Origin of the sequence: Janthinobacterium tructae (genome assembly GCF_006517255.1) — a bacterium.
GTDB classification, from domain to species: Bacteria; Pseudomonadota; Gammaproteobacteria; order Burkholderiales; family Burkholderiaceae_D; genus Janthinobacterium; species Janthinobacterium tructae.
Window position 1 is genome coordinate 5,507,318 of record NZ_CP041185.1, and the last position, 23,679, is coordinate 5,530,996.

The 23,679-nt window shown below is 63.6% G+C and carries 20 protein-coding genes; 7 read left to right on the forward strand and 13 right to left on the reverse strand.

The genetic code is table 11. The annotated features are described in order from the left end of the window. Positions 1–68: 68 nt before the first annotated feature. From FJQ89_RS24185 to FJQ89_RS24200, 4 genes are all read left to right on the forward strand, one after another. Entirely contained in the window at positions 69–404 is a 336-nt protein-coding gene (locus FJQ89_RS24185; RefSeq protein WP_029496213.1) for a DUF3579 domain-containing protein, read from the forward strand. A gap of 83 nt (positions 405–487) precedes the next feature. Next, complete coding sequence (locus tag FJQ89_RS24190; RefSeq protein WP_141172013.1) at positions 488–937, forward strand: CBS domain-containing protein; 450 nt, start codon at positions 488–490, stop codon at positions 935–937. Positions 938–1,279: 342 nt separating this feature from the next. Further along, entirely contained in the window at positions 1,280–2,134 is an 855-nt protein-coding gene (locus FJQ89_RS24195) for an AraC family transcriptional regulator (protein WP_479723892.1), read from the forward strand. Continuing rightward, on the forward strand, positions 2,131–3,588 hold the full coding sequence (locus FJQ89_RS24200) for a carbon-nitrogen hydrolase family protein (protein ID WP_141172014.1): 1,458 nt from the start codon (positions 2,131–2,133) through the stop codon (positions 3,586–3,588). The genes FJQ89_RS24195 and FJQ89_RS24200 overlap by 4 nt, the downstream gene beginning before the upstream one ends. Positions 3,589–3,780: 192 nt before the next feature. On the opposite strand, the gene FJQ89_RS24205 is transcribed toward FJQ89_RS24200, so the two are convergent. Continuing rightward, positions 3,781–4,521, reverse strand: a complete 741-nt coding sequence (locus FJQ89_RS24205) for a GntR family transcriptional regulator (protein WP_071079073.1) — start codon at positions 4,519–4,521, stop codon at positions 3,781–3,783. A gap of 460 nt (positions 4,522–4,981) precedes the next feature. On the opposite strand from FJQ89_RS24205, the gene FJQ89_RS24210 reads away from it, so the two are divergent. From FJQ89_RS24210 to FJQ89_RS24220, 3 genes are all read left to right on the forward strand, one after another. Further along, positions 4,982–7,633 (forward strand): TonB-dependent receptor, encoded by a 2,652-nt coding sequence (locus tag FJQ89_RS24210; protein ID WP_168208518.1) that lies wholly within the window; start codon positions 4,982–4,984, stop codon positions 7,631–7,633. 123 nt (positions 7,634–7,756) lie between these two features. After that, positions 7,757–9,070 carry a glycoside hydrolase family 18 protein gene (locus FJQ89_RS24215; RefSeq protein WP_141172016.1) on the forward strand — a complete coding sequence of 438 codons (1,314 nt, stop codon included), beginning with the start codon at positions 7,757–7,759 and terminating at the stop codon, positions 9,068–9,070. Further along, positions 9,067–10,179 (forward strand): acyltransferase family protein, encoded by a 1,113-nt coding sequence (locus tag FJQ89_RS24220; RefSeq protein WP_141172017.1) that lies wholly within the window; start codon positions 9,067–9,069, stop codon positions 10,177–10,179. Before FJQ89_RS24215 ends, FJQ89_RS24220 begins: the two co-directional genes overlap by 4 nt. Here the strand turns inward: FJQ89_RS24220 and FJQ89_RS24225 are convergent. The 12 genes from FJQ89_RS24225 to FJQ89_RS24280 all read right to left on the reverse strand — a co-directional run bounded on the left by FJQ89_RS24225 (position 10,176) and on the right by FJQ89_RS24280 (position 23,352). After that, positions 10,176–11,366, reverse strand: coding sequence for a DUF5009 domain-containing protein (locus tag FJQ89_RS24225; protein ID WP_168208519.1), 1,191 nt, complete (start codon positions 11,364–11,366; stop codon positions 10,176–10,178). The two genes, FJQ89_RS24220 and FJQ89_RS24225, sit on opposite strands and share 4 nt — an antisense overlap. 80 nt (positions 11,367–11,446) lie before the next feature. Further along, positions 11,447–12,763, reverse strand: coding sequence for a hypothetical protein (locus FJQ89_RS24230; RefSeq protein ID WP_141172019.1), 1,317 nt, complete (start codon positions 12,761–12,763; stop codon positions 11,447–11,449). Positions 12,764–12,922: 159 nt separating this feature from the next. Then, on the reverse strand, positions 12,923–14,068 hold the full coding sequence (locus FJQ89_RS24235; protein WP_141172020.1) for an ABC transporter ATP-binding protein: 1,146 nt from the start codon (positions 14,066–14,068) through the stop codon (positions 12,923–12,925). Positions 14,069–14,082: 14 nt separating this feature from the next. After that, a complete protein-coding gene (locus FJQ89_RS24240) occupies positions 14,083–15,429 on the reverse strand; it encodes an MFS transporter (RefSeq protein WP_141172021.1) in 1,347 nt (448 codons plus the stop codon). A 57-nt stretch (positions 15,430–15,486) separates the two neighbouring features. Beyond that, a complete protein-coding gene (locus FJQ89_RS24245) occupies positions 15,487–16,515 on the reverse strand; it encodes a glycoside hydrolase family 3 N-terminal domain-containing protein (RefSeq protein WP_141172022.1) in 1,029 nt (342 codons plus the stop codon). Beyond that, on the reverse strand, positions 16,512–17,348 hold the full coding sequence (locus tag FJQ89_RS24250) for a carbohydrate ABC transporter permease (protein ID WP_141172023.1): 837 nt from the start codon (positions 17,346–17,348) through the stop codon (positions 16,512–16,514). Before FJQ89_RS24250 ends, FJQ89_RS24245 begins: the two co-directional genes overlap by 4 nt. A gap of 13 nt (positions 17,349–17,361) precedes the next feature. Next, positions 17,362–18,231, reverse strand: a complete 870-nt coding sequence (locus FJQ89_RS24255) for a carbohydrate ABC transporter permease (RefSeq protein WP_141172024.1) — start codon at positions 18,229–18,231, stop codon at positions 17,362–17,364. Positions 18,232–18,238: 7 nt separating this feature from the next. After that, positions 18,239–19,498, reverse strand: coding sequence for an ABC transporter substrate-binding protein (locus tag FJQ89_RS24260; protein WP_141172025.1), 1,260 nt, complete (start codon positions 19,496–19,498; stop codon positions 18,239–18,241). Between the two features lie 132 nt (positions 19,499–19,630). Beyond that, positions 19,631–20,644, reverse strand: a complete 1,014-nt coding sequence (locus FJQ89_RS24265) for an SIS domain-containing protein (protein ID WP_071079063.1) — start codon at positions 20,642–20,644, stop codon at positions 19,631–19,633. Continuing rightward, a complete protein-coding gene (gene nagA / locus FJQ89_RS24270) occupies positions 20,634–21,746 on the reverse strand; it encodes an N-acetylglucosamine-6-phosphate deacetylase (RefSeq protein WP_141172026.1) in 1,113 nt (370 codons plus the stop codon). The genes FJQ89_RS24265 and nagA overlap by 11 nt, the downstream gene beginning before the upstream one ends. Then, a complete protein-coding gene (locus tag FJQ89_RS24275; RefSeq protein WP_141172027.1) occupies positions 21,743–22,477 on the reverse strand; it encodes a GntR family transcriptional regulator in 735 nt (244 codons plus the stop codon). The genes nagA and FJQ89_RS24275 overlap by 4 nt, the downstream gene beginning before the upstream one ends. Before the next feature lie 2 nt (positions 22,478–22,479). Beyond that, a complete protein-coding gene (locus FJQ89_RS24280; RefSeq protein ID WP_141172028.1) occupies positions 22,480–23,352 on the reverse strand; it encodes a glucosamine kinase nucleotide-binding domain-containing protein in 873 nt (290 codons plus the stop codon). Positions 23,353–23,679 lie beyond the last annotated feature (327 nt).

Consider the following 23,679-nt stretch of genomic DNA (forward strand, 5'->3'; position numbering starts at 1 on the left):
ACGTAGTTGAATTACCAGCCCGGCTTACCCGCCGGGGCCATTCACGCAATCCAGTCCCGACAAGCCACATGGCCGAGTTATCTCAAAAAACAGGGGAACTCTCAGACGAGTTCTTCATCCTTGGTCTCACCAGCAATGGCAAGCAATTCCGACCCAGCGATTGGGCCGAGCGCCTTTGTGGAGTGATGTCCTGTTTCAATCCCGAAGGTGGCGGGCGCAATGCGCACCTCCAGTATTCGCCCTACGTGCGCCCGACCGTCGTCAATGGCGTCAAGTCGGTGGTGGTCAACACCAAATTGCGCGAGATCGAGCCGATGGCGTTTCACTTCGTGCGCGAGTTCGCCAAGGATAACGACCTGCAGATCGTCGAAGCCTGCTTCCTGCCGCCCCCCGAAGAAAAGTAAGACCCGTTTCATTTGATCTGGCGCAAAGCCTGCCACGGCGGGACGGCGTAGCGTGGACACTCTGTCTCAAACGGAGTGACGACATGCGTATCGGCGACATCTGTACCCTGCACACCATCCATTGCCAGCGTGACACCAGCGTGCAGGACGCCGCGCTGCTGATGCGCCAGCATCATGTGGGCGACCTGATCGTGGCCGAACAGCCGAACGGCGAGCGCGTCCCCATCGGCATCCTCACCGACCGCGACATCGTTATTTCCGTCATCGCCCTGGGCCTCGACCCGGCCAGCCTGCTGGTGGGCGACATCATGAGTGCGCAACTGCTCACGGCCAGCGAAGACGAAGACGTCTACGACATCATCGAACGCATGCGCGTCAACGGTATCCGCCGCTTGCCCGTGGTCAATCGCCTGGGCGGCCTTGCCGGCATCGTCAGCATCGATGACCTGCTGGCCTTCCTGGCCCAGGAGATGGCCGAGCTGGCACGCATCAGTAGCGGCCAGCTGGTACATGAAAAGCACGTCAGAAAATAGGAACACCTGTCAAAACCTGCTGCGCGTCGCGCTTTGCTGCCGGCGATGCTCACCGGCTCGGCGCCCCCGTACTTCAGTACGGTTGCGCTTCTCAGCCACAAATCACTGCCGCTCGCTACGGTTTTGTCAGGTGTTCCGCTAAGTAGGTCGTGGGAAATTATTGTAAAGTTATGAAGAACAGAACCGGATGCTCTGCAAGGCGCCCGCTGCTAGCAGTGCGAGCACTGCTAGCAGCGGGCAACACCGCAGAGCGCCGGGTATGGAAGTCAGAAATCACAATAATTTATTGCGACCTACTTAGCCCGTATTGCGCAATTCCGGTCAAGTCAAGGCTTGCTGAAAATGCTACAGTCGCTGCTCGTTCAACGGGAAGCGTTCATGCACTATCTGGCCAAGGCACTCTGGTATATCGAATCGCATTACGCGGAGAATATCTCGCTCGGTGATATCGCCCGCGTGGGCGGCGCCTCGCCGTGCCACATGACGCGCGCGTTTGGCCTGGCCACGGGCCACTCCGTGATGCGTTATGTGCGGGCGCGCCGGCTCAGCGAGGCCGCCCTCGTGCTGGCGCAGGGCGCGCAAGACATTCTCAGTGTTGCGCTGCAGGCTGGCTACAGTTCCCACGAAGCATTTACACGGGCTTTCCGCGAACAGTTCCAGATGACGCCGGAAAGAGTGCGGGAGCAGCGCCATGTAGGCAACATCGCGCTGGTCAGTGCCATCAAAATGGATGTGGCGCCGGGCGTGCCCCTGGAAGCGCCCCGTTTCGAGCCTGGGCCCGCCTTGCTGCTGGCCGGCCTGGTCGAACGATATCGGGCGGAAACTTCTGCCGGCATCCCCTCCCTGTGGCAGCGCTTCTTGCCCCATGTGGCGCCCGGCCAGCTGGTGTATGGCGTGTGCTGCAACAATGACGAGGCGGGCAATTTCGATTACCTGTGCGCCATGCCGATGAGCGACTTTTCCCAGGCCCCCGCTGCCTGGACGCGGCTGCGCATCGCCGCGCGGCGCTATGCCGTGTTTCGTCACCGCGGGCATATTTCCACCATCCGCGCCACCTGGCACACGCTGTGGAACGAGTGGCTGCCCCAGTCCGGGCTGGAAGTGGCCGACGCGCCCGATTTTGAACGCTATGACCAGCAATTCGATCCCGCCAGCGGTAGCGGCGGCGTGGAAATCTGGCTCCCCTTGAAAGCATGAGCATGCTCGATATCTTGTCTGCCCCGGCTGCCGGCAGTAGCCCGCTGCGCCGGTGCTTGTGGCAAATCGCCGCCGCGCTGGCGGCGGGCCTGCCCCTGTACTGGGTGCTGGGGCCGCAGCCGCTGGGCTGGCTCGCCTGGTGGGCGCCGTTGCCTGTGCTGTGGCTGGCTCTGCGCTCGTCGCGCCGCGATGCGGCCTGGATGACGTTCCTGGCCGCCATGTTGGGCCTGTCATCCAACGTTGCCTATTTTCGCCTGCTGATGCCCTTGCCGGCTGTGCTGGCCGTGATCCTCCTCAAGGCACTGTTGTGGCTGCTTGTAGTGCTGGCGACGCGGCGCCTCGTGCTGCGCTACCGCTCCGGCTGGACGGTGCTGGCGTATCCCGTGCTGTGGGTCGCCATCGATACGCTGATGGCGGCCTTGCTGCCAGACGGTAACTGGGGCAGCCTCGCGTATTCGCAAGCTGACAATGTTGCCATATTGCAGTTGGCTGCCCTGGCGGGCGTACCTGGCCTGCTGTTTTTGCTGTGCCTGCTGCCCTCGGCGCTGGCCTTGCTGCTGGCCGGTGGGCGCGCATATGCGCCAGCGGCGGGTGCCACCGCACTGCTGCTGGTGGTGGCGTGGGCGGGTGGCGCCTGGCGCGTGCAGGGCGCGCCTGAATCAGGCGGGCCGCTGGCGGGGCTGGTGGCCATCGATGATTTTATCGGTCCGGCCACGCCGCCGGCGCGTGCGCAAGCCATCTGGGACCAGTATGCGCGCCACGTCGTGCAACTGGCCGGGCAGGGCGCCAGGCTGGTGCTGTTGCCGGAAAAGATAGCCGTGCTGACACCGGCGCAGGCGGACGCCGTGGGGCAGCGTTTCCAGGCGCTGGCGCGCAGTGCGGGCGTGTGGATCACCGTGGGCATCGGCGTGCACGACGCTACCGGCCGGCGCAACCTGGCCTGGCTGTTTTCTCCCGATGGCGCCGCGCCCGTCAGCTATCAAAAACATCATCTGGCGCCGCCCGAGCGCGACTTTCTTGCTGCCAGCGCGTATGCCGTGCAGCCGGTGGCGGGCCAGGCCATGGGCCTGGCCATCTGCAAGGACATGCATTTCGCTCCCCTGGGACAAGCGTATGGCGCGGCCGGGGCGCAGACGATGCTGGTGCCGGCCTGGGATTTCCAGTTTGACGCCTGGATGGGCGCGCGCATGACCGTGGTGCGCGGCGTGGAAAACGGCTACGCGGTGCTGCGCGCGGCGCGTGAGGGCGTGCTGACGGTCAGCGATGCGTATGGACGGGTACTGGCGGAGCGCGCCAGCAGCAGCATGCCGGGCAGCACCTTGCTGGCGCCGCTGCCGGCGCATCCGTCCGTCTCCACCTGGGCGGGATGGCTGGGGCCGCTGTTCGGCTGGCTGTGCGTGGCGCTGGGCGTGATTTTGCTGTGCCTGTGCCGCCGCGCGGTGCCCGCTGCCTGACGCATAACGGCATGTTTTGCTGCAATGCGCAAAACCGCGTTATGCGCCCTTTTTTTATATTCTCCGCATGAGGCCACATAATCGCCGCCAATGATTGCACCATGGCTGTGCATATACAGGCGCGTTGTCGGCATATATATTGCACTGCAATAAGTGGTGTTATCTGGTATTGAGAAATTCGCGCGGCTGGTATTAATTGGTACTTAATTCGGCCACGAAGTCATACATATCGCCGCGGAAGTAGGAGCGGCAAAATTCCACGGCGCGGCCATCGCGCAAAAAGCCCAGTCTTTCCACCGACAAGCCCGCGTCGCCTTCCTGCGCCTGCAGCAGGCTGGCCTGTTCCCCTGTCAACAACAAGGCACTGAGGCGCTGCAAGGCGCGCACGGGCCGGTTGCCCGCCTGTTCCAGCGCGTCATACATGGACACGTCGACGGCGTCGAGCGCCGGCAGGCAGCTGGCGACGATGGTCGCGTACTCCAGGCACATCGGTATCTCGTCCGCATAGCGGATGCGGTGGAAGCGGTACACGGGCGCGCCCGGCGACAGCCGCAGGCGCAAGGCCTCTTCTGGCGTGACGGTGCCCTCTGCGCGCTTGAGCCACACGCTGCGGGGCGTGCGCCCGCGCGCCCGCATGTCCTCGGAAAACGAGGTCAGCTTGGCGAAATTCTTCTCGATGCGCGTATTGATGAAATTGCCCGAGCCGGGGCGCCGCACCAGCAAGCCCTCGTTGACGAGGCCATCGATGGCCTTGCGCACGGTGATGCGCGAGACGGACAGGTCGCTGGCCAGCTGGCGCTCGGCCGGCAGGGCTTCTTCGGGGCCAAGGATGCGCTTGTCGATCGCTTCGCGCAGCGCGCGCTGCAGTTGCTGGTACAGGGGCAGGCTACTCGTCTGCCCCAGGCCTTGCATGATGTGAGCCAGGGTTGTCATACGCTGAGGGTCTCCGTTACGGCGCGTTGCAGACGCGCTCTGTATCTGTTTTGTGTCGCTGGATAATACCAAAAAAGGCCGTTATAAAACCAATTTGAATTATCAGGGCAACAATTTATGCCTGGCTTCCCCCTCATTTAAGCCTTGCATACGGGCTACGGATTGATTTGGATAAAGTGGTCTGTGTGATTCAAACAACGTTATAAAAAAAAAGTTGCAACTGGTAGTGTTCTGGTATTGGATAGTAGTATATTGGCGTTGAATTGGTTTTGTAAGTGGTTGTGCCGAAGGGTCTGCAGCATGCCGGCGAGAGTGGGCGGGCTGGAAAGAAGATCTACGTTAAAAATGAAAAGGGTCCAATCCTGGAGCCTAAATCAAGGGGGAGTACATGAAACGCAATTTGACAGCTAGCTCTGCAGCACGCAATTTGACGCCTATCGCCGCTGCTGTGGCTATGTTGGTGGCAGGCGCGAGTTTCTCGGCGCAGGCTCAGGAAGTCGTGGCAGCCAAGCCGGCAGCAACGGCTGAAGTTGATGAAGGCCAGACCGTCGTCGTGACGGGTATCCGCGCATCGCTGCAACAATCCTTGAACCAAAAACGCAATTCCGACAGCCTGGTCGAAGTGATCACGGCTGAAGACGTGGGCAAGATGCCTGACAAAAACATCGCCGACTCGCTGCAACGCGTGCCAGGCGTCAGCGTCGCCGCTGCTGGCGGCAACGAAGGCAGCTTTGGCGAGAATGACCGCGTGGCACTGCGCGGCACACCGTTCGGCCTGACCCTGACCACCTTCAATGGCCACTCGGTCAGCAGCGGCGACTGGTTTGCCGACAACATCATCGGCGGCGGCCGCAGCGTCAGCTTCTCGTTGTTTCCATCCGAACTGATCGGCCGTGTCACCGTGCACAAAGGTTCGCAAGCGAACCTGCTGGAAGGCGGCGCGCAAGGCGTGATCGATATCGAATCGCGCAAACCGCTGGACTTCAAGAAACAAATTACGGGCCAGGTCAGCCTGGGCGCCGTGTACTCGTCCAACTCGGGCAAGAAAGATCCGCAAGTGAGCGGCATGCTGAACTGGAAGAACGATGCCAACACCATGGGTGTGATGCTGCAGGGCTTCTATCAGAAGCGCAAACTGAGCCGTGTCGGCCAGGAAAATGGCGTCTGGTATGACGGCGTTGCCGCAGATTCGGCAGTCGCTGGCGCCTTGCCAGGTTCGGCCGGTGGCCGCGTCAATTACATGGGCGGCACCGCCTGGTTCGAACAGGAACGCACCCGCAAGGGCGGCCTGATCGACGTGCAGATCAAGCCGAGCAGTGCGCTGACCCTGGACTTCACCCTGTTCCACTCCGAACTCGACGCACCGAACATCAACCATAACTTCATCCAGACCGTGGGCCTGGAAACGGGCAGCAAGGGTGGTTATCCTGTCGGCAACGTCAGCGGCACCTACAAGGGCGGTATCGTCACCGGCCTGCACACCACCGTGCCAGCCAACTGCGGCGCCGTCTGCGCCGGCTATTCCAGTGCCGTGCAGGAAGAGTTCAGCCGTCCTGTGGCGGAAAGCAAGTCCGACTTCTTCAATATCGATGCCAAGTACCGCGTCAACGACCGCCTGACCTTCTCGGGTAAAGTTGGCACGACCAAGGGCGTGGGCAACACGGAAAGCGGCGCGCTGGGCGTTTGGATGCCTTGGACGGGCGGCGGCTACACCCAGAACGGCGCCAGCCATGGCGTGATTTACGATACGCCGGGCGCGAACAAGTTCTCGATCGGCGGCCGTCAGGCAACGCCTTACACCTATGGTTCGCACGTTACCGCGAACGACAAGGAAACCTATGGCCAGATCGACGGTATTCTGAAACTGGACCTGCCAGCGATCTCGTCGGTGGAATTCGGCGCCCGCGTCGCGGAACACAAGCGTGACCTGACCGCCATCGGCATCGTTGCCAAACCATCGCTGGGCGTCACCGCCAACCTGCCGATGAATGGCCTGACCTCGTTCCCAAGCAACTTCAACGACCTGGGCGTGAACGGTGCCGGCTACTGGACGTTCTCGCAAGCGAGCGTCAACAAGTGGCTCAAGGATAACGCCACGTATGAAGGCAACCTGCGCCAGTCCGAGTTCAACATCAAGGAACCGACCCAGTCGGTGTACGCGATGGCGAACTTCGGCACGGAAGGCCTGTCGGGTAACTTCGGCGTGCGCTATGTGCATACCAAGGAAGATGTCAACCGCTACGAGTTGAACCCGGCTGCCCAGTATGTCATCAAAAACTACACCAACACGTATAATGATTTCTTGCCTAGCGCCAACTTCCGCCTGGATGTGACGAAGGATATCATCGGCCGTTTCGGCATCAGCCGCACCATGGCTCGTCCTGAACTGGGCATGATGGCTGGCCTGGATCTGCGCGACAACCAGCTCGACGGCAACGCCGGCAATCCTAACCTGCGTCCTATCCGCTCGAACAACGCCGACATCGGCGTGGAATGGTACTTCGCGCCAAAATCGATGGTCTCGGCTGGCATCTTCTACTCGTCGCTCGATGGTTATGTGACCTACGGCAAAGGTGTGACGACGTTCTACAACCAGTTGCAGAACAAGTTCACCCAGTATGAAGTTGGCACGCCAACCAATACCACGGCGGAAGTCAAGGGCCTGGAACTGTCGTATGTACAGGCATTGCCAGCAGGCTTCGGTGTGAACGCCAACTACACCTATACCGATGGCAAGGAAACGGGCAACGTCAAGGGTTCGCCATGCGGTGATTTCGGCGAATGCACCATGATCGGCACCTCGAAAAACGCCTATAACATAGGCGCGTTCTTTGAGAACGACAAGTTCAGCGCGCGCCTGACGTACAGCTACCGTTCGCAATTCCTGAACGGCACCTCGCGTCGCAGCGCCGCCTACCAGGCTGGCATCGGCGGCCTGTCCGCATCGATCGCCTACCAGCTGACGGAAAACCTGGCCATCACCCTGGACGGCAAGGATCTGAACAATCCACTGTCGCGTTCGATCATCAAGACCCCTGGTTCGGATGACATGCCAGGCGCGTTCTACAAGAACGGCCGTCAGATCTACCTGGCATTGCAAGGCAAGATGTAAGACGTTGTATGTAGTGGATGCCGCCCGGCGGACACCCGGGATGGCATGACAATGGCGGAGCGCAGCTGGCTCCGCCATTTTTTTATTGCAAGAAGGTTTTCTTTATATGGTGGGATAGCTCCGATGACATTACATGCAATGCTGGCTTGCTGCGCCTGCGCGCTGCCGCTGGCCGCCTCCGCCGCCTCCGCCGCGCCGGCCCTCGCACCGGAAGTGGTGGCCTATTATCCCGGCTGGAAATCGGCCGATTTTCCCGTGAGCGAGCACAATATTCGCGCTGGCAATGTCAGCCTGATCCAGTACGCGTTCGCCGACATCTGCTGGGATGGCGAACATGGCAACCCCGCACCCGAGGGTGGCGGCGTGAGCGCCTGCCTGGATGCGCAGGGCCAGCCGTCCCGGCCGGCCAATGGCAGCATCGTGCTGCCGGCGCCGCAAGCCGATGCCGACAACTTGCGCAAGCTCAATGCGCTCAAGCAAAGTCATCCACGGCTGCGCGTCCTGCTGTCGGTGGGCGGCTGGATCTGGTCGAACCGCTTTTCGGACGTGGCCGCCACGCCGGCCGCGCGCCAGGCGTTCATCGCTTCCGCGCTGGAACTGGTGCGCCGGCATGGTCTCGATGGCGTCGATATCGACTGGGAGCATCCGGCCACGGGGGGCATTCCCTGTATCGAAGGCAAGGTCTGCCACCGCGGCGGCGACAAGGAAAACTATGTGCGCCTGGTTAGCGAACTGCGCAGCGCCTTCGACCAGGCTGGCAAGCGGGCGGCCGGCCGCCATTACCTGATCACCATCGCCGCCGGCGCGCATGCCAGCCTGAGCGATGACAGCGACGCCGCGCCGGGCTGGATCGTCCGCCTGGCGGCGCAGCTGGACTGGATCAACCTGATGACGTATGACTACCGCGGCGTGTGGGATGCCGAGAATGGCCAGCTGGCACCCCTGTATGCCGACCCGGCCGATCCGCAGCGCGACAAGCAGCTGCATGCGGACGCCACCGTGACGCGCTTCCTGCGCGCCGGCGTGCCTGCCGCCAAGCTGGTGCTGGGCGTGCCCTTCTATGGCTATGGCTGGAAGCAGTGCGCCGCCGGTCCCCGCGGCGATGGCCTGTACCAGCCTTGCCAGGGCGCGGCCAGTGGCAATGATGCTACGCCGACCTTCACTTACCGGCATCTGATCGAGCACGGTTATCTGGTTGATGGCAAGGGCGCGCGCGGCTTCCAGCGCCATTGGAATGCCGCGTCGCAAGTACCGTATCTGTACAACCGCGACAGCGGCGTCTTCATCAGCTATGAAGATGCGCAGTCGGTGGCCCATAAGGTGCGCTATATCCGCGACAAGGGCTTGCGTGGTGGCATGTTCTGGGAATTGAGCGGCGATGCGCAGCAGGTGCTGGGCACGGCCCTGGCGCCTGTCCTGCAGGGTGCGCAGCCATGAATCAGCGCTACCTTGCCCTCGACGTCCTGCGCGGCCTGACCGTGGCCCTGATGATCGTCGTCAATACACCGGGCGACTGGGGCAAGGTGTATGCGCCGTTCCTGCATGCCGAATGGCATGGTTTTACTGTGACGGACCTGGTCTTTCCCAGCTTTTTGTTTGTCGTCGGCAATGCGCTGGCCTTTGCGCTGGGCAAATATGAGCACCTGGGTCATGGCGCCGTGCTGGCCAGGCTGTGCAGGCGCAGCGCGCTGATCTTTTTACTGGGCTTCCTGCTGTACTGGTTCCCTTTCTTCAAGATTGACGATGCGGGCCAGTTCGCCTGGTCGCCCCTGTCGCACACGCGCATCCCCGGCGTGCTGCAGCGCATCGCCGTGTGCTACCTGGCCGCCGCTTTGATCCTGCATTACTGGAAGACGCGCGGCGCGCTGGTCTTTTGCGCCTGCGCCTTGCTCGGCTACTGGACCATCCTGGCATGCTTTGGCGACTACAGCTTGCATGGCAATGCGCCAGCCAGGCTGGACCTGTTCCTGCTGGGCGACAGCCACCTGTATCACGGCGAAGGGCTCGCCTTCGATCCGGAAGGCGTGCTCGGCACCTTGCCTGCCATCGTCAATGTGATTGCCGGCTACCTGGCGGGCAGTTTCTTGCGCCAGGCGACGCCGGCGCAGCTGCGCTCCAGCCTGGTTCAGCTGGCCGTGGCCGGTCTCATCTGCGTGGCCGTGGCCCTGTGCTGGAACGAGGTGTTTCCGATCAACAAGAAGCTGTGGACCAGCTCTTACGTGATGCTGGGCATCGGCCTGGACTTGCTGCTGCTGGCGCTGCTGATGTTCATCATCGACGTGCGCAAGATCACGGGCTGGACGTATTTCTTTGAAGTCTTCGGCAAGAACACTTTGTTCATTTACCTGGTGTCGGAAGTGCTGGTGATCATCGCGTTTACCGTGCGTATCGGCAGCGGCAACCTGTACCAGTGGCTGTACCAGCAGTGGTTTACGGGCTGGGCGCCGGCGCGTGTGGGCTCGCTGCTGTTTGCCGTCAGCTTCATGCTGCTGTGCTGGCTGATCGCCTACGCCATGGACAAGCGCAAGATCTATATCAAGGTCTAAAACTTCAACTTCAGGCCGTAGCGGGTGGCCAGCGTGGTGAAGAGCAGCATCAGGGCGGTGACGGCGGCGGCATTCCACAGGCCGGCCGTGCCGCCCGTTGCCAGCCAGGGCCACCAGAAGCGCGGCAGGTGCAGCACGGCCGCCAGTTGCTGCCACAGGTCGGGCACGATGTAGGCGAACAGGGCATTGGTACCGGCGGGCAACAGCACCACCGCCCAGGCGCGCCAGCGCCACACATCGATGACGATGTAAAACACGAGGAACAGGGCCAGGATGATGGCGCTGCAGACCAGGGTGTACGATTCCGTCGCCGCGATCTTGTTGATGTGGTGATATGGGCGCAGCAGCAGGCCGGCCGCCAGCAGGCCCAGCGCGAACCACGCCATGAAACGGATGCGTTGCCCATGGTTCAGGGCGGCGCTGCGCAGAAAGAGCTGGCCCACCAAGGTGCCGGCCAGCACGTTGGCCGCCGTCGAGCCGAGCACTTGCGGCACGTTGACGATGGCGTTCACGCCAGCCGGCAGGAAATCCAGGCTGCCCGCCGTGCCGCCCATGTACAGCACGAGCAGCAGGGCAAACATGCCCATCAGCGCCGTGCTGCTGCCCCGGCACGCCAGGTACAGCAGGCTGCACAGCAGATAAGACCAGCCTATCATGCCGAGGATGCCCCACCATGACGGTTGCAGCCAGGTGCTGGAAAATTCCGCATTCAATTCGCCGCGAAACATCGCCAGCAGGAACAGCATCAGCGCGCCGCCGGCGGCCAGCTCCAGCTTGCCCGCGCCCTGGCGCCACAGCAGCATCATGGCCATATAAAACAGAAGCAAGTACACGGCCTGCGGCAGCAGCGCCGCCTGTGCATCGTAGCGGTAGGCATTCGCCAGCACCACGCCGGCCAGCATCAGGCTGGCGGAGCGCCACAGCAAACGCCCCAGCAAGGCTGGCGTGACGAGGCCGCAATGGCGCTGCAAGGCCAGCGGAATGGCCATGCCCAGCATGAACAGAAAGCCGGGAAAGACCAGGTCGGGCACGGTGATGCCATCGGCGCGCGGACCCGCATGTTCGAGCCAGAAGGCAATGCCTGGCATGCCGGCCAGGTAGTTGACCCAGATCATGGTGACGATCACGCAGCCGCGGAAGGCGTCCAGGCTGATCAGGCGTTCGGCGGGGGAGGTCGATGGCGGCATGGGAGGATGAAAAAGGTCGAAAAAAAAGCAGCCCCGGCCTGAGCCGGGAACTGCTTTGCGCATGCTGCGGGGAGCCGGATTTACTGCGCCGCTGCTGCCGGTGCCGCCGTTGCCGTGGCAGGACGGTTCAGCCACAGGATCCAGTAGCGGGCCAGGTCGCCCACGCCGTCGCCGCCCTTGACCGTTTCCAGAACCTTGATGGCGTCGTCTTTCTTGCCGGCCATGGCGTAGGAATAGCCGAGGCGCAGTTTGGCGTCTTCCGGACGCTTCAAGCCGCCCTTGGCGATGCCCTTCTGGATCAGGTCGATACCTTTGTCGAACTGGTCCATCGTCACGAAGGCGTAACCGAGGTTGATCAAGCCCGTGCCATCCTTGCTCTTCATGGCCGAGGCTTCGCCGCTGGCGATGTTTTTCGCATCGTCGGCGGCGGCCTTGTTGGCCTGGTCGCGCAGTTTCTTGTGCTTGGCGGCATTCGCGCCCGTGCCCAGCACGCCTTTGGCAAAGCCGGCGTCGAGCACTTTTTTCGCTTCCGTCGGGAAGGCGTTCTGCAAGGCGATTTCAGCCATGTCGCTGTAATCTTGCGGCGGCATGGTGCCCACGGCCTTGAATTGCAGGCGCAGCACGTCAAGCGCGAAGCGGTCCGAATAGCCGGCCTTGCCTTGCGTGCGGCTCAGCAAATCGCTCCAGTAGTCATCCGACGGGTAGTAGCGCACCAGGTTTTCCATGGCGACCAGGTAGGTGGCCGGATCCTTGCTCTTCGAGCCCGTATTGGCCAGCAATTGCAGTTCTTCGATGGTCGGCGTCTTGCCCGCTTGCTGCTTGGCCGTCAGGTCGGCCATCAGTTCCTGTCTCGCGCGCGCGAAATCATTGCTGAAGTAGTAGGAGCGGATGATGTACTGGCGCACGCCCGCGACGTCACCTGTTTCCGTCTGGTAACGGGTGAACCACTTGATGGCGTTCGGATAATCCTTGGCGTTGTAGTGGTAGTTGGCCAGCGCCTGGATGAAGTCGCCCTGGGCTTTCTTGTCCAGCTTGCCTGATTCGATTACCGCTTCCAGTGCCGTCATGGCCATGGCCGTATTGTTGGTGGTGGAGGCGAGCGCCACGCGCAGGCGGTTCAGCACGAACAATTCGTAGGGCGTCAGGGCGGGAATGGCGGCTGCCTGGTCGATGCGGCTTTGCACGTCGGCGTAGTTTTTTGCCTCCATTGAGGCTTTGACGGCGGCCGGATCGAGCAGTTTGAATACTTCAGGACGTACCGTGTCTGCGGGGGCGGCGACGGGTGCACCGGCGGCAGCGGCTGGCTTGGCATCCTGCGCGTGCGACAGGGTAGGCAGGACGTTCAGGCCGATGGCGGCCAGGATCAGGCTGAGACGGGCAAGACGGAATTGGGACATGGGTTATCCTTCAATCAATAACAAAAATACGCACCTGCAGTGGCAGCGGCAACATCGTGCAGCGGCATCGCAAAGGGGCAGGGAAGCTCGAAAAAATACATTTCCGCCAGTCTGCCTGCATAAGACAAACAGAAGCGGCATGATACAGAGCGGCTATTGTCACATAAACGGCTGAGCGGGGGCGGCAAACGTGCGCGCCAGTGCTTGCCCTGCGGCATCGAACAGCAGGCAGCGCTGCGGCGGCAAATGCAGGCGCATGGCGTCGCCCGCCCGGCGCACGCCATCTTCGGCCGGCAGCTTGACGGCCAGCATCTCGGCCAGCATGCCGGCCACACCTGGCATGCTGGCGTAAACGATGGCCACGTCGCCCAGGTATTCGACATGGCTGACACTGGCATCGATCACGTTGTCGTTCGCCGTCTCCCCGTGCTGCAGGCTGACATGCTCGGCGCGCACGCCCAGGGTCAGCTGGTCGCCCGGGGCTACGCCATTGCCCTGCGCTTCGACGTCGATCACGGCGCCGCCGGGCAGGCGCACGGCCACCGTGCCAGGCCCGCAGGCGACAGCCTCGCAAGCGATGAAGTTCATCTTCGGCGCGCCCAGGAAGCCGGCCACGAACAGGTTGCCGGGATGGTTGTACAGCTCGTGCGGACTGCCCACCTGCTCGATGCGCCCGCCGTTGAAGACGACGATGCGCTCGCCCAGGGTCATGGCCTCGACCTGGTCGTGCGTGACGTAAATCATGGTGGTTTTGAGTTCCTGGTGCAGGCGCGAAATCTCCACGCGCATCTGCACGCGCAGCGAGGCGTCGAGGTTCGACAGCGGCTCATCGAACAGGAAGACCTTGGGTTTGCGCACGATGGCGCGGCCGATGGCCACGCGCTGGCGCTGGCCGCCCGACAGGTCTTTCGGTTTGCGTTTGAGCAAAGGCGTGATCTGCAGGATCTCTGCCGCGCGCTCGACGGCGGCGCGCACCTCCGCCTTCTTGTGCCCGGCCAGGCTGAGGGCGAACGCCATGTTTTCGTACACCGTCATGTGCGGGTACAGGGCATAGCTCTGGAAGACCATGGCCAGGCCCCGCTCGGCCGGGGCGATGTCGTTGGCCAGCTTGCCGCCGATATGCAGCTCGCCGTCCGTGATGTCTTCCAGCCCGGCGATCATGCGCAGCAGGGTTGATTTGCCGCAACCGGAAGGCCCCACGAAGACGACGAATTCGCCGTCGCCGATAGCGAGGTCGATGCCGTGGATGACCGGGTGCTTGTCGTCGTACAGCTTGACGATGTTCTTTAAAACGATATGTGCCATGTGGTGGTTCTATCCTAGCTGGCGCTGGCTGGCGCCTGGGGGGAATCGGCCTTGGTCAGGTCGGGTTTGTCGGCCGCATCCTTGGGCCCGATGCGCATGAAGCGCGACAGGATCAGGACGGGCAGGGCCGACACCAGCACCCACAGGAAAAAGGTTTTGTAGCCGAGCGCCGTCTGGATGTCGCCGCTGATCATCTTGAACAGCACGAAGCCGAGCTGCATCACGCCGGTGGCGAACGCATAGTGGGCCGTCTGGTACTTGCCGACGGAGACCACCTGCATCATGAACAGGATCAGGCCGACGAAGCCGAAGCCGTAGCCGAACATCTCCACGCTGAGTGCGGCCGTGATCAGGGTCAGGTCGGTGGGCATGCTGTGGCTCAGGTAATAGAACACCAGGTTCGGCAAGTTCATGGCCAGGATCAGGAACAGCATGGCGCGTTTCAGGCCCAGCCAGGAAGTGAAATAGCCGCCGCCTACGCTGCCCAGCAAAAAGGCGACAGTGCCGGCCGTGCCGTACACGGCGCCCACTTCCGTCGTCGACAGGCCCAGGCCGCCCAGCTCGCGCGCTTCGCGCAGGAACAGCGGGCCGATGGTCTGCACTTGCGCCTCGCCGGCGCGGAACAGGATGATGAAGGCGATCATGCCCCAGATGCCGGGCTTTTTCAGGAAGTCCACCAGCACGTCCCACAGGGTGCTGCTGATGCCGGCCACGCTCTTGTCGGCCACGGCCACGTTGCGCACCTGCGGCAGCGCCCACAGGTGATATGCGGCCAGCGACAGCATCATGGCGCCGATGATCAGGAAAATCACCGACCAGGCAGGCTTGACGCCGATATTTTTTTCCAAGTAGCCGGCCAGGATCACCAGGCCGCCCAGCGAGATGAACTTGCCCGCGTTGAAGAAGGCGCCCTGCCAGCCCGCGTAAGCCGCCTGCTGCTTGTCGGACAGGCTGGCGATGTACAGGCCATCGCAGACGATGTCGTGCGTTGACGAAGCCAGCGCGGCGACGAACAGCACGGCGATGCAGGCGGCGAACCACAGCGGCGTTTGCAGCGCCAGCGCGATCAGGCCCAGGCTCAGGCCACCGGCGAACTGGAACAGCACCACCATGGTCTTCTTGCTCGACGCCAGCTCCAGAAAGGGGCTCCACAGCGACTTGAAGACCCAGGCAAAGCCGATCAGGCCCGTCCAGCGGGCGATCTGGTCGTTCGGCACGCCCATGCTCTTGAACATCAGACCGGCCACCAGGGCCACCGCGTAAAACGGCAGGCCCTGGGCGAAGTACAAGGTGGGCACCCACGAAATCGGGCTGCGGACGCCGCCCTTGCTACGGTTGCTGCTGCTGGTCTTGTCGTTCATGGATGCTTCCTCGGGTCGTCTTGATAGTCGGGTATTGCGTTCGGTGCAAAGGCGCGGTTATTGGCAGCGCCGCCTGGCCTCGGCCATGATGATGCGGTCGGCCGCCTCCTGCGCGTACACGCCGCTGGCGGCCGGGTAGCGTGCGGCCATGGCCGCCAGGCGCTGCAGCCGCGCACCCACGGCCTGCAGCGGCAGGGCGCCAGAGGCCAGCGCGGCGCTGACATCGTCCAGCGCGGCCGGCAACTGCGCGGCATCGGCCAGCAGGGCCATGTCGGCGCCGGCGGCCAGGGCGCGCGCGCCGACATGCCCGCCCTGCGCGTCGATGCCGGGCGTGAGCAGCACGCCGCCATAGCCCCACTGCTGGCGCAGCAAGCCATGCATCACCGCGTGCGACAGGCTGGCGGGCTGGCGCGCGTCGAGAGCCGGATAGGTCACGTGCGCGCTCAGCATCGAGGCCGTCTGCGTGGCGGCCTGGCGAAACGGCACGAAATCGTGTTCTTCCAGCTGCGCGCGGGTCTTGTCGACGCTGGGCAGCTGGCCACCGGCAGCGTGCTGCGGCAGGTACAGCCTGGCGCAGCACGCCACGCCCTCGGCCTGACAGCCCGCCGTCCAGGCTTGCGCCATGGCGGCCGCTTGTGCCGGATCGCCGCCAAACGCCTGCGCCGCGCCAGGCGCCTGTGCGGCGCCGGTGTCGAGATTGATCAAGGGTGCCAGCAGCCAGTTGATACCCAGCGCGCGCAAGCCGCGCGCCGTCGCCGCGCCCATGCCGTTGGCCAGCTCCGCGTCGCCAAGGGCGCACAGGTCCATGGCGCCCGGCGGCTGCGGCAGCCAGGCCGGGTAAGCCGGGGGCATGCCGGCCGGGTCGATGGCGATCAGCGCGTGCGGCCCCAGCGCGCGCCGCAAGTCCGCGCTCAGGCGCGTCAGCTGCGCCGTATCGCGCAGATTGGCCGCGTGCAGGCACACGGCGCGCACGCCGCTGGCCTGCAGCCATTGCGCCGTGGCCGCATCGAGTTCGGTGCCGGGGATGCCCGTCATCAGCAGCTGCCCGGCAAGCCGGCGCAGGTCGGTGGCGATGGCGGCGCTCATTTGACGGCGCCGTCCATGCCGCGCATGAAAAAGCGCTGGGTAAACAGGAATGCCAGCAGGGTCGGCACGATGGTGATCAGGGTGCCGGCGGCGATCACGCGCGTGCTGCTGCCGAACGTGCCGCGCAAATACAGCACGCCTACCGACAGCGGGAATTCATCGGGTTTGCTCATGACGATGGAGGGCCAGATGTATTCATTCCAAGATTCGACGGCCGTCAGGATGCCGACGGTGGCCAGCCATGGCGTGATCAGGGGCAGCATGATGCGGCTGAAGATGACCCACTCGGAGGCGCCGTCGACACGCGCGGCGTCGATCAGGTCTTGCGGCACTTCCTCGAACGCCTGCTTGAGCAGCAAAATGGCCACGGCCGTCACCACGTTGGGCAGGATCACGCCCGTGTAGGTGTCGACCAGGCTCATTTGCGTGATGGTGATGAAGTTGACGAGAAAATTCACCTCCGACGGCAGCACCAGCGTGGCCAGGATCAGGCCGAACACCAGTTTGCGGCCACGGAATTTCAGGCGCGCCAGCGGATACGCGGCCAAAGAGCACAGCAGCAGTTTCCAGAAGACGGTGAACACGGCGATCAGCACGGAGTTCTTGAAGAACGACCAGATCGGGATCGCATTGAACACTTCGATGAAGTTCTCAAAAGACGGCGCCTTCGGCCAGAAGGTGGGCGGGAAGGCGAAGATATTGCCTTGCGTGGAAATGGCCGTCACCAGGGTCCACCAGAACGGGAAGACGCAGACGACGGCGATCGCGCACAGCACGGCATAGTGGCCCAGTATTTGCAGGCGGGTTTTCAGGGGGCGGGAACGGGTATTCATGGTCATGCCCCTGTCAGCGGTGCTTGGGTTTCAGATAGCGCAGGCACAGCAGGGCGATGGCTATGCAGAACAGCGAGACGACGAAACTGGCGGCCAGCGCGCGCGGCAGTTTCAAGTGTTTGAGGCCCTGGTCATACGCGTAGTACAGCGCCGTGAAGGTCGAGTTCATCGGTCCGCCCTGGGTCAGCACGTCGACTTCCTGGTAAGCCTTCAGGGCCGCCAGCACGGACAGGATGGAGCACAGCATGATGGTGGGGCGCAGCATCGGCACGGTGATTTTCCAGAATCGCTGCCAGCGGTTGGCGCCATCGAGCATGGCCGCCTCCTGCATGTCCGACGGGATCGATTGCAGCGCCGCCAGGTACATCACCATGTACCAGCCCAGGCCGCGCCACAGGGTGACGAACATGACGGCGAACAGGGCCAGGCTGTCGTTCGTCAGCCAGCCCACGGGCGCGTTCACCAGTTTCAGCGTCAGCATCACGTAGTTCAAGGCGCCCTGTTCGTGGAACATGAAGCCCCACATGATGCCGACCACGGAAACGGTGGTCACCACGGGGACGTAGAAGGCGGCGCGGAACAAACGGATGCCGGGAAGGCGGTTGTTGGCCAGCACGGCCAGCACGATGGCGCCCACTTGCACGAAGGGCACCATCAGCAAAAACATCAGCGAATTCTTCAGGCCCGAGACGAACATCTCGTTGTTGAAGATATAGCGGAAGTTATCCAGGCCGACGAAGCGCGTCTCGCGTATCAGGCTGTAGTCGGTAAACGCCAGCACGGAGCCGTAGCCGACGGGCCAGAAGGAAAAGGCGGCCAGCAGCAGCAGGGCCGGGGCGAGAAACAGCCAGGCTTGCAGGGTGTGGCGGTGGGTGAGTTTCATGCTGTCCTCAGTGACGCGGCAGGGTGGCCAGCTTGCGGTTCCAGATGGCGACGGCCTGGTCCAGCGCCTGTTTCACGTCCTGCTTGCCCGTCACGCCCGCCTCGACGGCTTTGACCAGCGAGCGGCGCAGCTCGTCGTAGTCGTCGATGCCGGCCACGTACAGGGTGCGCGAGTGGCCCATCGACAGGGCGCCGGCAGCGACGGCTTTCTCGGCCGCGCCCGCGTTCTGCGGCGTGGCGAGGAAGAACGGGTCGGCCGCCGCCTTGACGGTGGTGGGAAAGACGCTGGCCTGCCTGGCGAAGGCCAGCTGGTTGGTGTCGTTCGTCAGGAAGCGCGCGAACTTGCCGACCGATGGCAACAGGTGTGCCGGCACGCCTTTCGGAATGGCGAAGTGCACCAGCCAGCCGCCGTCGGCGATGCCGGTGGGGCCAAGCGGCGCGGGTGCCACGTCGGTGATGGCGTAGATGTCTTTCGCATCGCCGCGAATGCGCTGCATGGCCGTGGGGGGCGCCAGCAGCATGCCCAGGCGGCCGCCCTTGTAGGCGTCGATCACGGCCGGGAAGTTATCTTCGGCGAACAGGCTTTCTTTCAGCAGGCCGCCCACTTTATAGGTGTCGGCCAGTTTTTGCACCAGCGCCACGTGCTGCGGCGAATTGAAGACGGCGCGGCCATCGGTGATGACGGCCAGGCCCTGCTGCATGAACAGGCCGTCGATCTTCGACAGCGCGGGGGCGATGCCGGCCTTGCCCGTGCGTTGCGCGATCTGGCGCGCGAACGCCAGCTGTTCATCGAGGCTGGCAGGTCCGCGCGCGAGGCCCGCCTGTTTGAAGATATCGGTATTGAAGGCGATCACCGCGACATTGCTGTACATGGGGAAGCCATAGGTGCGGCCCTTGAAGCGCAGGTCTTCCAGGGCACTGGGAATGTAGCTGGCGCGCGCCTCCGCGATCAGGCCATCGATGGGCGTGAGCAAGCCGTCGCGCGCAAATTCGTCGGCCCAGGGCACGTTCAGGCTGACCAGCGCAGGCGGCGTGCCGGCCACGATGCGCGTGACCAGCTTGGTCTGGATGACGTCCCACGGGAAGTCTATCCATTCGATTTTGACGCCGGGATTCTGCGCCTCATAGCGCGCCACCACTGCATTGAAATACGGCGTGAACTTGGGCTTCATGCTGAAGGTCCAGAATTCGATTTTTTCGGCAGCCCATGCCTGTGGCGCGAGCAGACCCGCGCAGGCAAACACCGCCAACAGTCTCTTGATCGTCATTTTTATCCTGGAGCGTGGCGCTCCAATGTCCATGAGTCCGCGGCGCGGGTACATGCCCTTGCCGTCGCTTATATTCGGGTGCTGCTGCCGGCAGCCGCGTCCCGTGCCGGGAGCGCAGTTGCCAGGTATTGCTTAGTTTGTTTTTGTTACTTTGCTCAGGTGGCGCGGCGCATCCGGGTCCATGCCGCGCGCGGCCGACAGTTTCGCCGCCATCACGTAGAAGGACTGAATGGCGACGATCGGGTCGAGGTCCGGCGTGGCCGCCACGGGCAGGGTCAGGTCGCGTTCGGCCACGTCGGCGGGGGCCGCCAGCAAGACCTTGGCGCCGCGGCCGCGCATCTCTGTTGCCAGTTGCAGCAGCCCGGCTTGCGTCGGGCCGCGCGTTGCAAAAATGAGCAGCGGGTAGCCGTCTTCGATCAGTGCCATTGGGCCGTGCTTGATCTCGGCGCCGCTGAACGCTTCCGCCTGCAGGGCCGAGGTTTCCTTGAATTTCAGCGCCGCTTCCAGCGCCACGGGGAAGCTGATGCCGCGCCCCACGACCATGATGTTGCGCGCCGGCGCCAGCACGTCAATCGCCGGCGACCAGTCGACGCGGGTCGCTTCGAGCAGTGCTTCGGGCAGCGCTTCCAGGCCCGCCTGCAGCTCGGGGTCGTTCTGCCACTGGGCCACCATGCGCGCACCGGCGACCAGGCTGGTGATGAAGCTTTTCGTCGCAGCGACGCTTTGTTCCTTGCCGGCGCGCAGGGGCATGGCCCATTCGGCGGCGTGCGCCAGCGGCGAATCGATGTCGTTGACGAGGGCCACGGTAGTGGCGCCGCCGTCGCGGAAGTAGCGGATCGGTTCGACCACGTCCGGGCTCTGGCCCGATTGCGAAATCGAGATGGCCAAGGTATCGCGCGTCACCAGCGGCGATTTGTTCAGCGTGACCAGCGACATCGGCAAGGATGCCACGACACGGCCCAGGCGCGCCATGATCAGGTAGGCGACGTAGTTGCAGGCGTGGTCGGAGCTGCCGCGCGCGATGGTCAGCGCGGTCGAGAACGAGGTGCTCCTCAATTTGCGGCCCAGTTCCGCGTAGCGTTCCGTGTCGCTGGCCAGTTGCAGGGCGACGCATTCGGCGGCGGAAATGGCTTCTTTAAGCATCATTGAGGTCACAGATTTCTCCTTCTATATACACAGCTTTGAGTTTGAGATCGCGATCGAGTACCACCAGATCGGCGTAAGTGCCGGGGGCCAGCCGGCCGCGTTCTTCCAGGCCCAGGTAATCGGCGGCATTGGTCGACACGCGCTTGGACGCGTCGGCCAGATCCAGTCCCAGTCCCACCAGGTTGCGCAGCGCCTGGTCCAGGGTCAGGGTGCTGCCCGCCAGCGTGCCGTCGGGCAGGCGCACGCCGCCCATGCATTTCTGCACGGCGTGGCGGCCCAGCATGTATTCGCCGTCCGGCATGCCGGTAGCGGCGGTCGAATCGGTGACGCAGTACAGGCGCGGGATGGCGCGCAGGGCCACCTTGATGGCGCCCGGGTGCACGTGCAGCAGGTCGGGGATCAGTTCGGCGTATTCGGCGTGCGCCAGGGCGGCGCCGACCATGCCCGGCTCGCGGTGGTGCAGGCCGCTCATGGCGTTGAACAAATGCGTAAAGCCCATGGCGCCATGTTCCAGCGCGGCCACGCCGTCTTCATAGGAACCGAGCGTGTGGCCGATCTGCACGCGCACGCCGGCGTCGGCCAGGGCACGCACCAGGTCCAGGTGGCCGGCGATTTCCGGCGCCACGGTGATGACGCGCAGCTTGGCCAGCGTTTGCAGGCGTTCGATTTCGGCCAGCGTGGCAGCGCGCGCGTAGTTGGGCTGCGCCCCGAGCTTGCCGGAATTGATGTACGGGCCTTCCAGGTGGGCGCCCAGCACGCGTGCCGTGTTCGGGCGGCGGTTGTTGGCGGCGATGCCGATGGCGCTCAATGCCATGTCGATATCTTCCGGCGGCGCCGTCATGGTGGTGGCCAGGAGGCTGGTGGTGCCGTGGCGCGCATGGATGGCCGCGATGGTGTAGACGGCTTCGCCGCCTTGCATGATGTCCTTGCCGGCGCCGCCATGCACGTGCAGGTCGATAAAGCCGGGCAAAATATAGTCGTCGCTATTGGTCGACGGGTGGAGGGACTCGCCCGTGATGCTGTCGACGCGCTCGCCGAAGGCGATGGCGCCGTGGATCCAGCCGCCTGGGGTAAGGATATTGCCTTTGATAGTGCTGCTCATCTGCGCGACTCCGCTACGAATTCATAATAATCACTGCGGCAATACGAGTGGGTCAGTTCCACCGCCGCGCCGTTGTCGAGATAACTGACACGGGTGATGTGCAGCATGGCTTCACCCGTCTTGATATTGGCCAGCTTGGCCTGTTCCGCCGTGGCGTTGACGGCGCGGATATGCTGCAGCGCGCGCATCGGGATGGTGCCGCGCGACTCCAGGTAACCGTACAGCGAATCGGTGACCTGCTGCGGGTCCGGCATGTACAGCGCGGGGATGGTGGTCGTCTCGATCGCCATCACCACTTCGTCGGCCGTGCGCAGGCGGCGCAAGCGCGCCACCGGCATGTGTGGCGACAGGCCCAGCGACAGCAGTTCCAGCGGCGCCGCCGCGCCGATGTCGCGCTGCAGCCAGCGCGAGCCGGCCGTGAAGCCCCGCTGGCGCAATTCTTCCGAAAAGCTCGTCAAGCGCGACAGCGGCTGCTCCAGCTTGGGCGTGATGTAGGTGCCCGAGCCGCGCCTGCGCGTCAGCATGCCCCGGTCGCACAGCATGTCGATGGCCTTGCGCGCCGTGACGCGCGAGATTTCCAGGATGTCCGACAGCACGCGCTCGGAAGGCAAGGCCTGGTTGGCGCGCCAGTCGCCGCTGGCGATGCCGTCCGACAGCATGTTCGCCAGTTGCATGTAGAGCGGCGTGTCGCTGGCGGGATTGGGTTTGAAGCCGGACAGTTTGGTCAGCATGGTCATTGCTCCTGCAAGTGCTTGCTGATCAGGCGCAGGCCGCCTGCCGCCGAGTCGCCCTGTGCCGGCACGAGCAGTTGCAACAGTGCCGCCGGCAGGTAGCCAGACAAGGGCGCCGCCAGGCCGCCGCACAGGGCCACGGGCAAGGTGCCGGCCGGGTCGAGCGCCCTGGCGATGAGGGCGATCTGCTGGCCCGCGTCGCTCAGGATAGTGCGCGCCACCACGTTGCTGGCCGCATGTTCGAGTACCAGCCGCGCCAGTTGCGCGTAGGTGGTCTGGCTGGCGGCCGCCAGCCACACCTGCATGGCGTTGCGCTGGCCGCCGCAGGCGTCGATGATGGCCGTGGCGAAGGCGCTGCCGGGCACGCGCCCGTCGACCACCTGCTGCGCGTGGTTGATGGCGCGCATGCCGATCCAAGCGCCACCGGCTTCGTCGCCGGAGGGAAAGCCCCAGCCGCCCACTTCGTGGCGGCTGCCGTCCGCGTGCAACACTTCGCCTACGCTGCCGGTGCCGATGGCAACGATGACGCCCGGCTGGCCCGCGTGTGCGCCCAGCAGGGTGGTCAGGGCATCCGATTCGAGTGCCACCAAGGCATAGCCGGGATTGTGTTCGATAAAGCTGGCGGCCCACTGCTTGTTGTGTACGCCGGCCAGGCCCAGGCCGATGGCCATGCGCTGCAGCGACGGTTGTTCCAGGCCGGCGGCGCGGAAGGCCAGGGTGACGGCATGTGCCACGGACGTCCAGGCGCGTTCGATGCCCAGTCCCAGGCCGGATGGGCCGCTTTGTCCCTGCGCCAGTTCCTGGCCATCGAGGCGCGCCAGGCGTACGCGGGTGCCGCTGCCCCCGCCGTCGACGCCGATTATGTATTCGATCATGTTGTGCAGTCCCGCATATGGTTGATTGCGCCTGTCTCGTTTTTTATTTCTCGGGCGGCGAAAAAGCTGAAGGCACTATATTGTCGCCTCGATGGCTTGTCAACAGGTATTTAAGTGGTATTAGCAAATGCCTTGTGCGATGCCGTGCCGTGCCCGAGTTGGAGATTGCAAGTATTTGTTAATAAAGGGATTTTTGTGTTTTGAGAATGGTATTGAAATTGGCCTTGTTTAATGCCAATTTTTTCAGACTGGTCTATGTCTGGTGTTGCGCTATTGCTTGTATGCATGCTTGGCAAGGGACGCCATGAAGAGTAAAGTCCGCCTTTT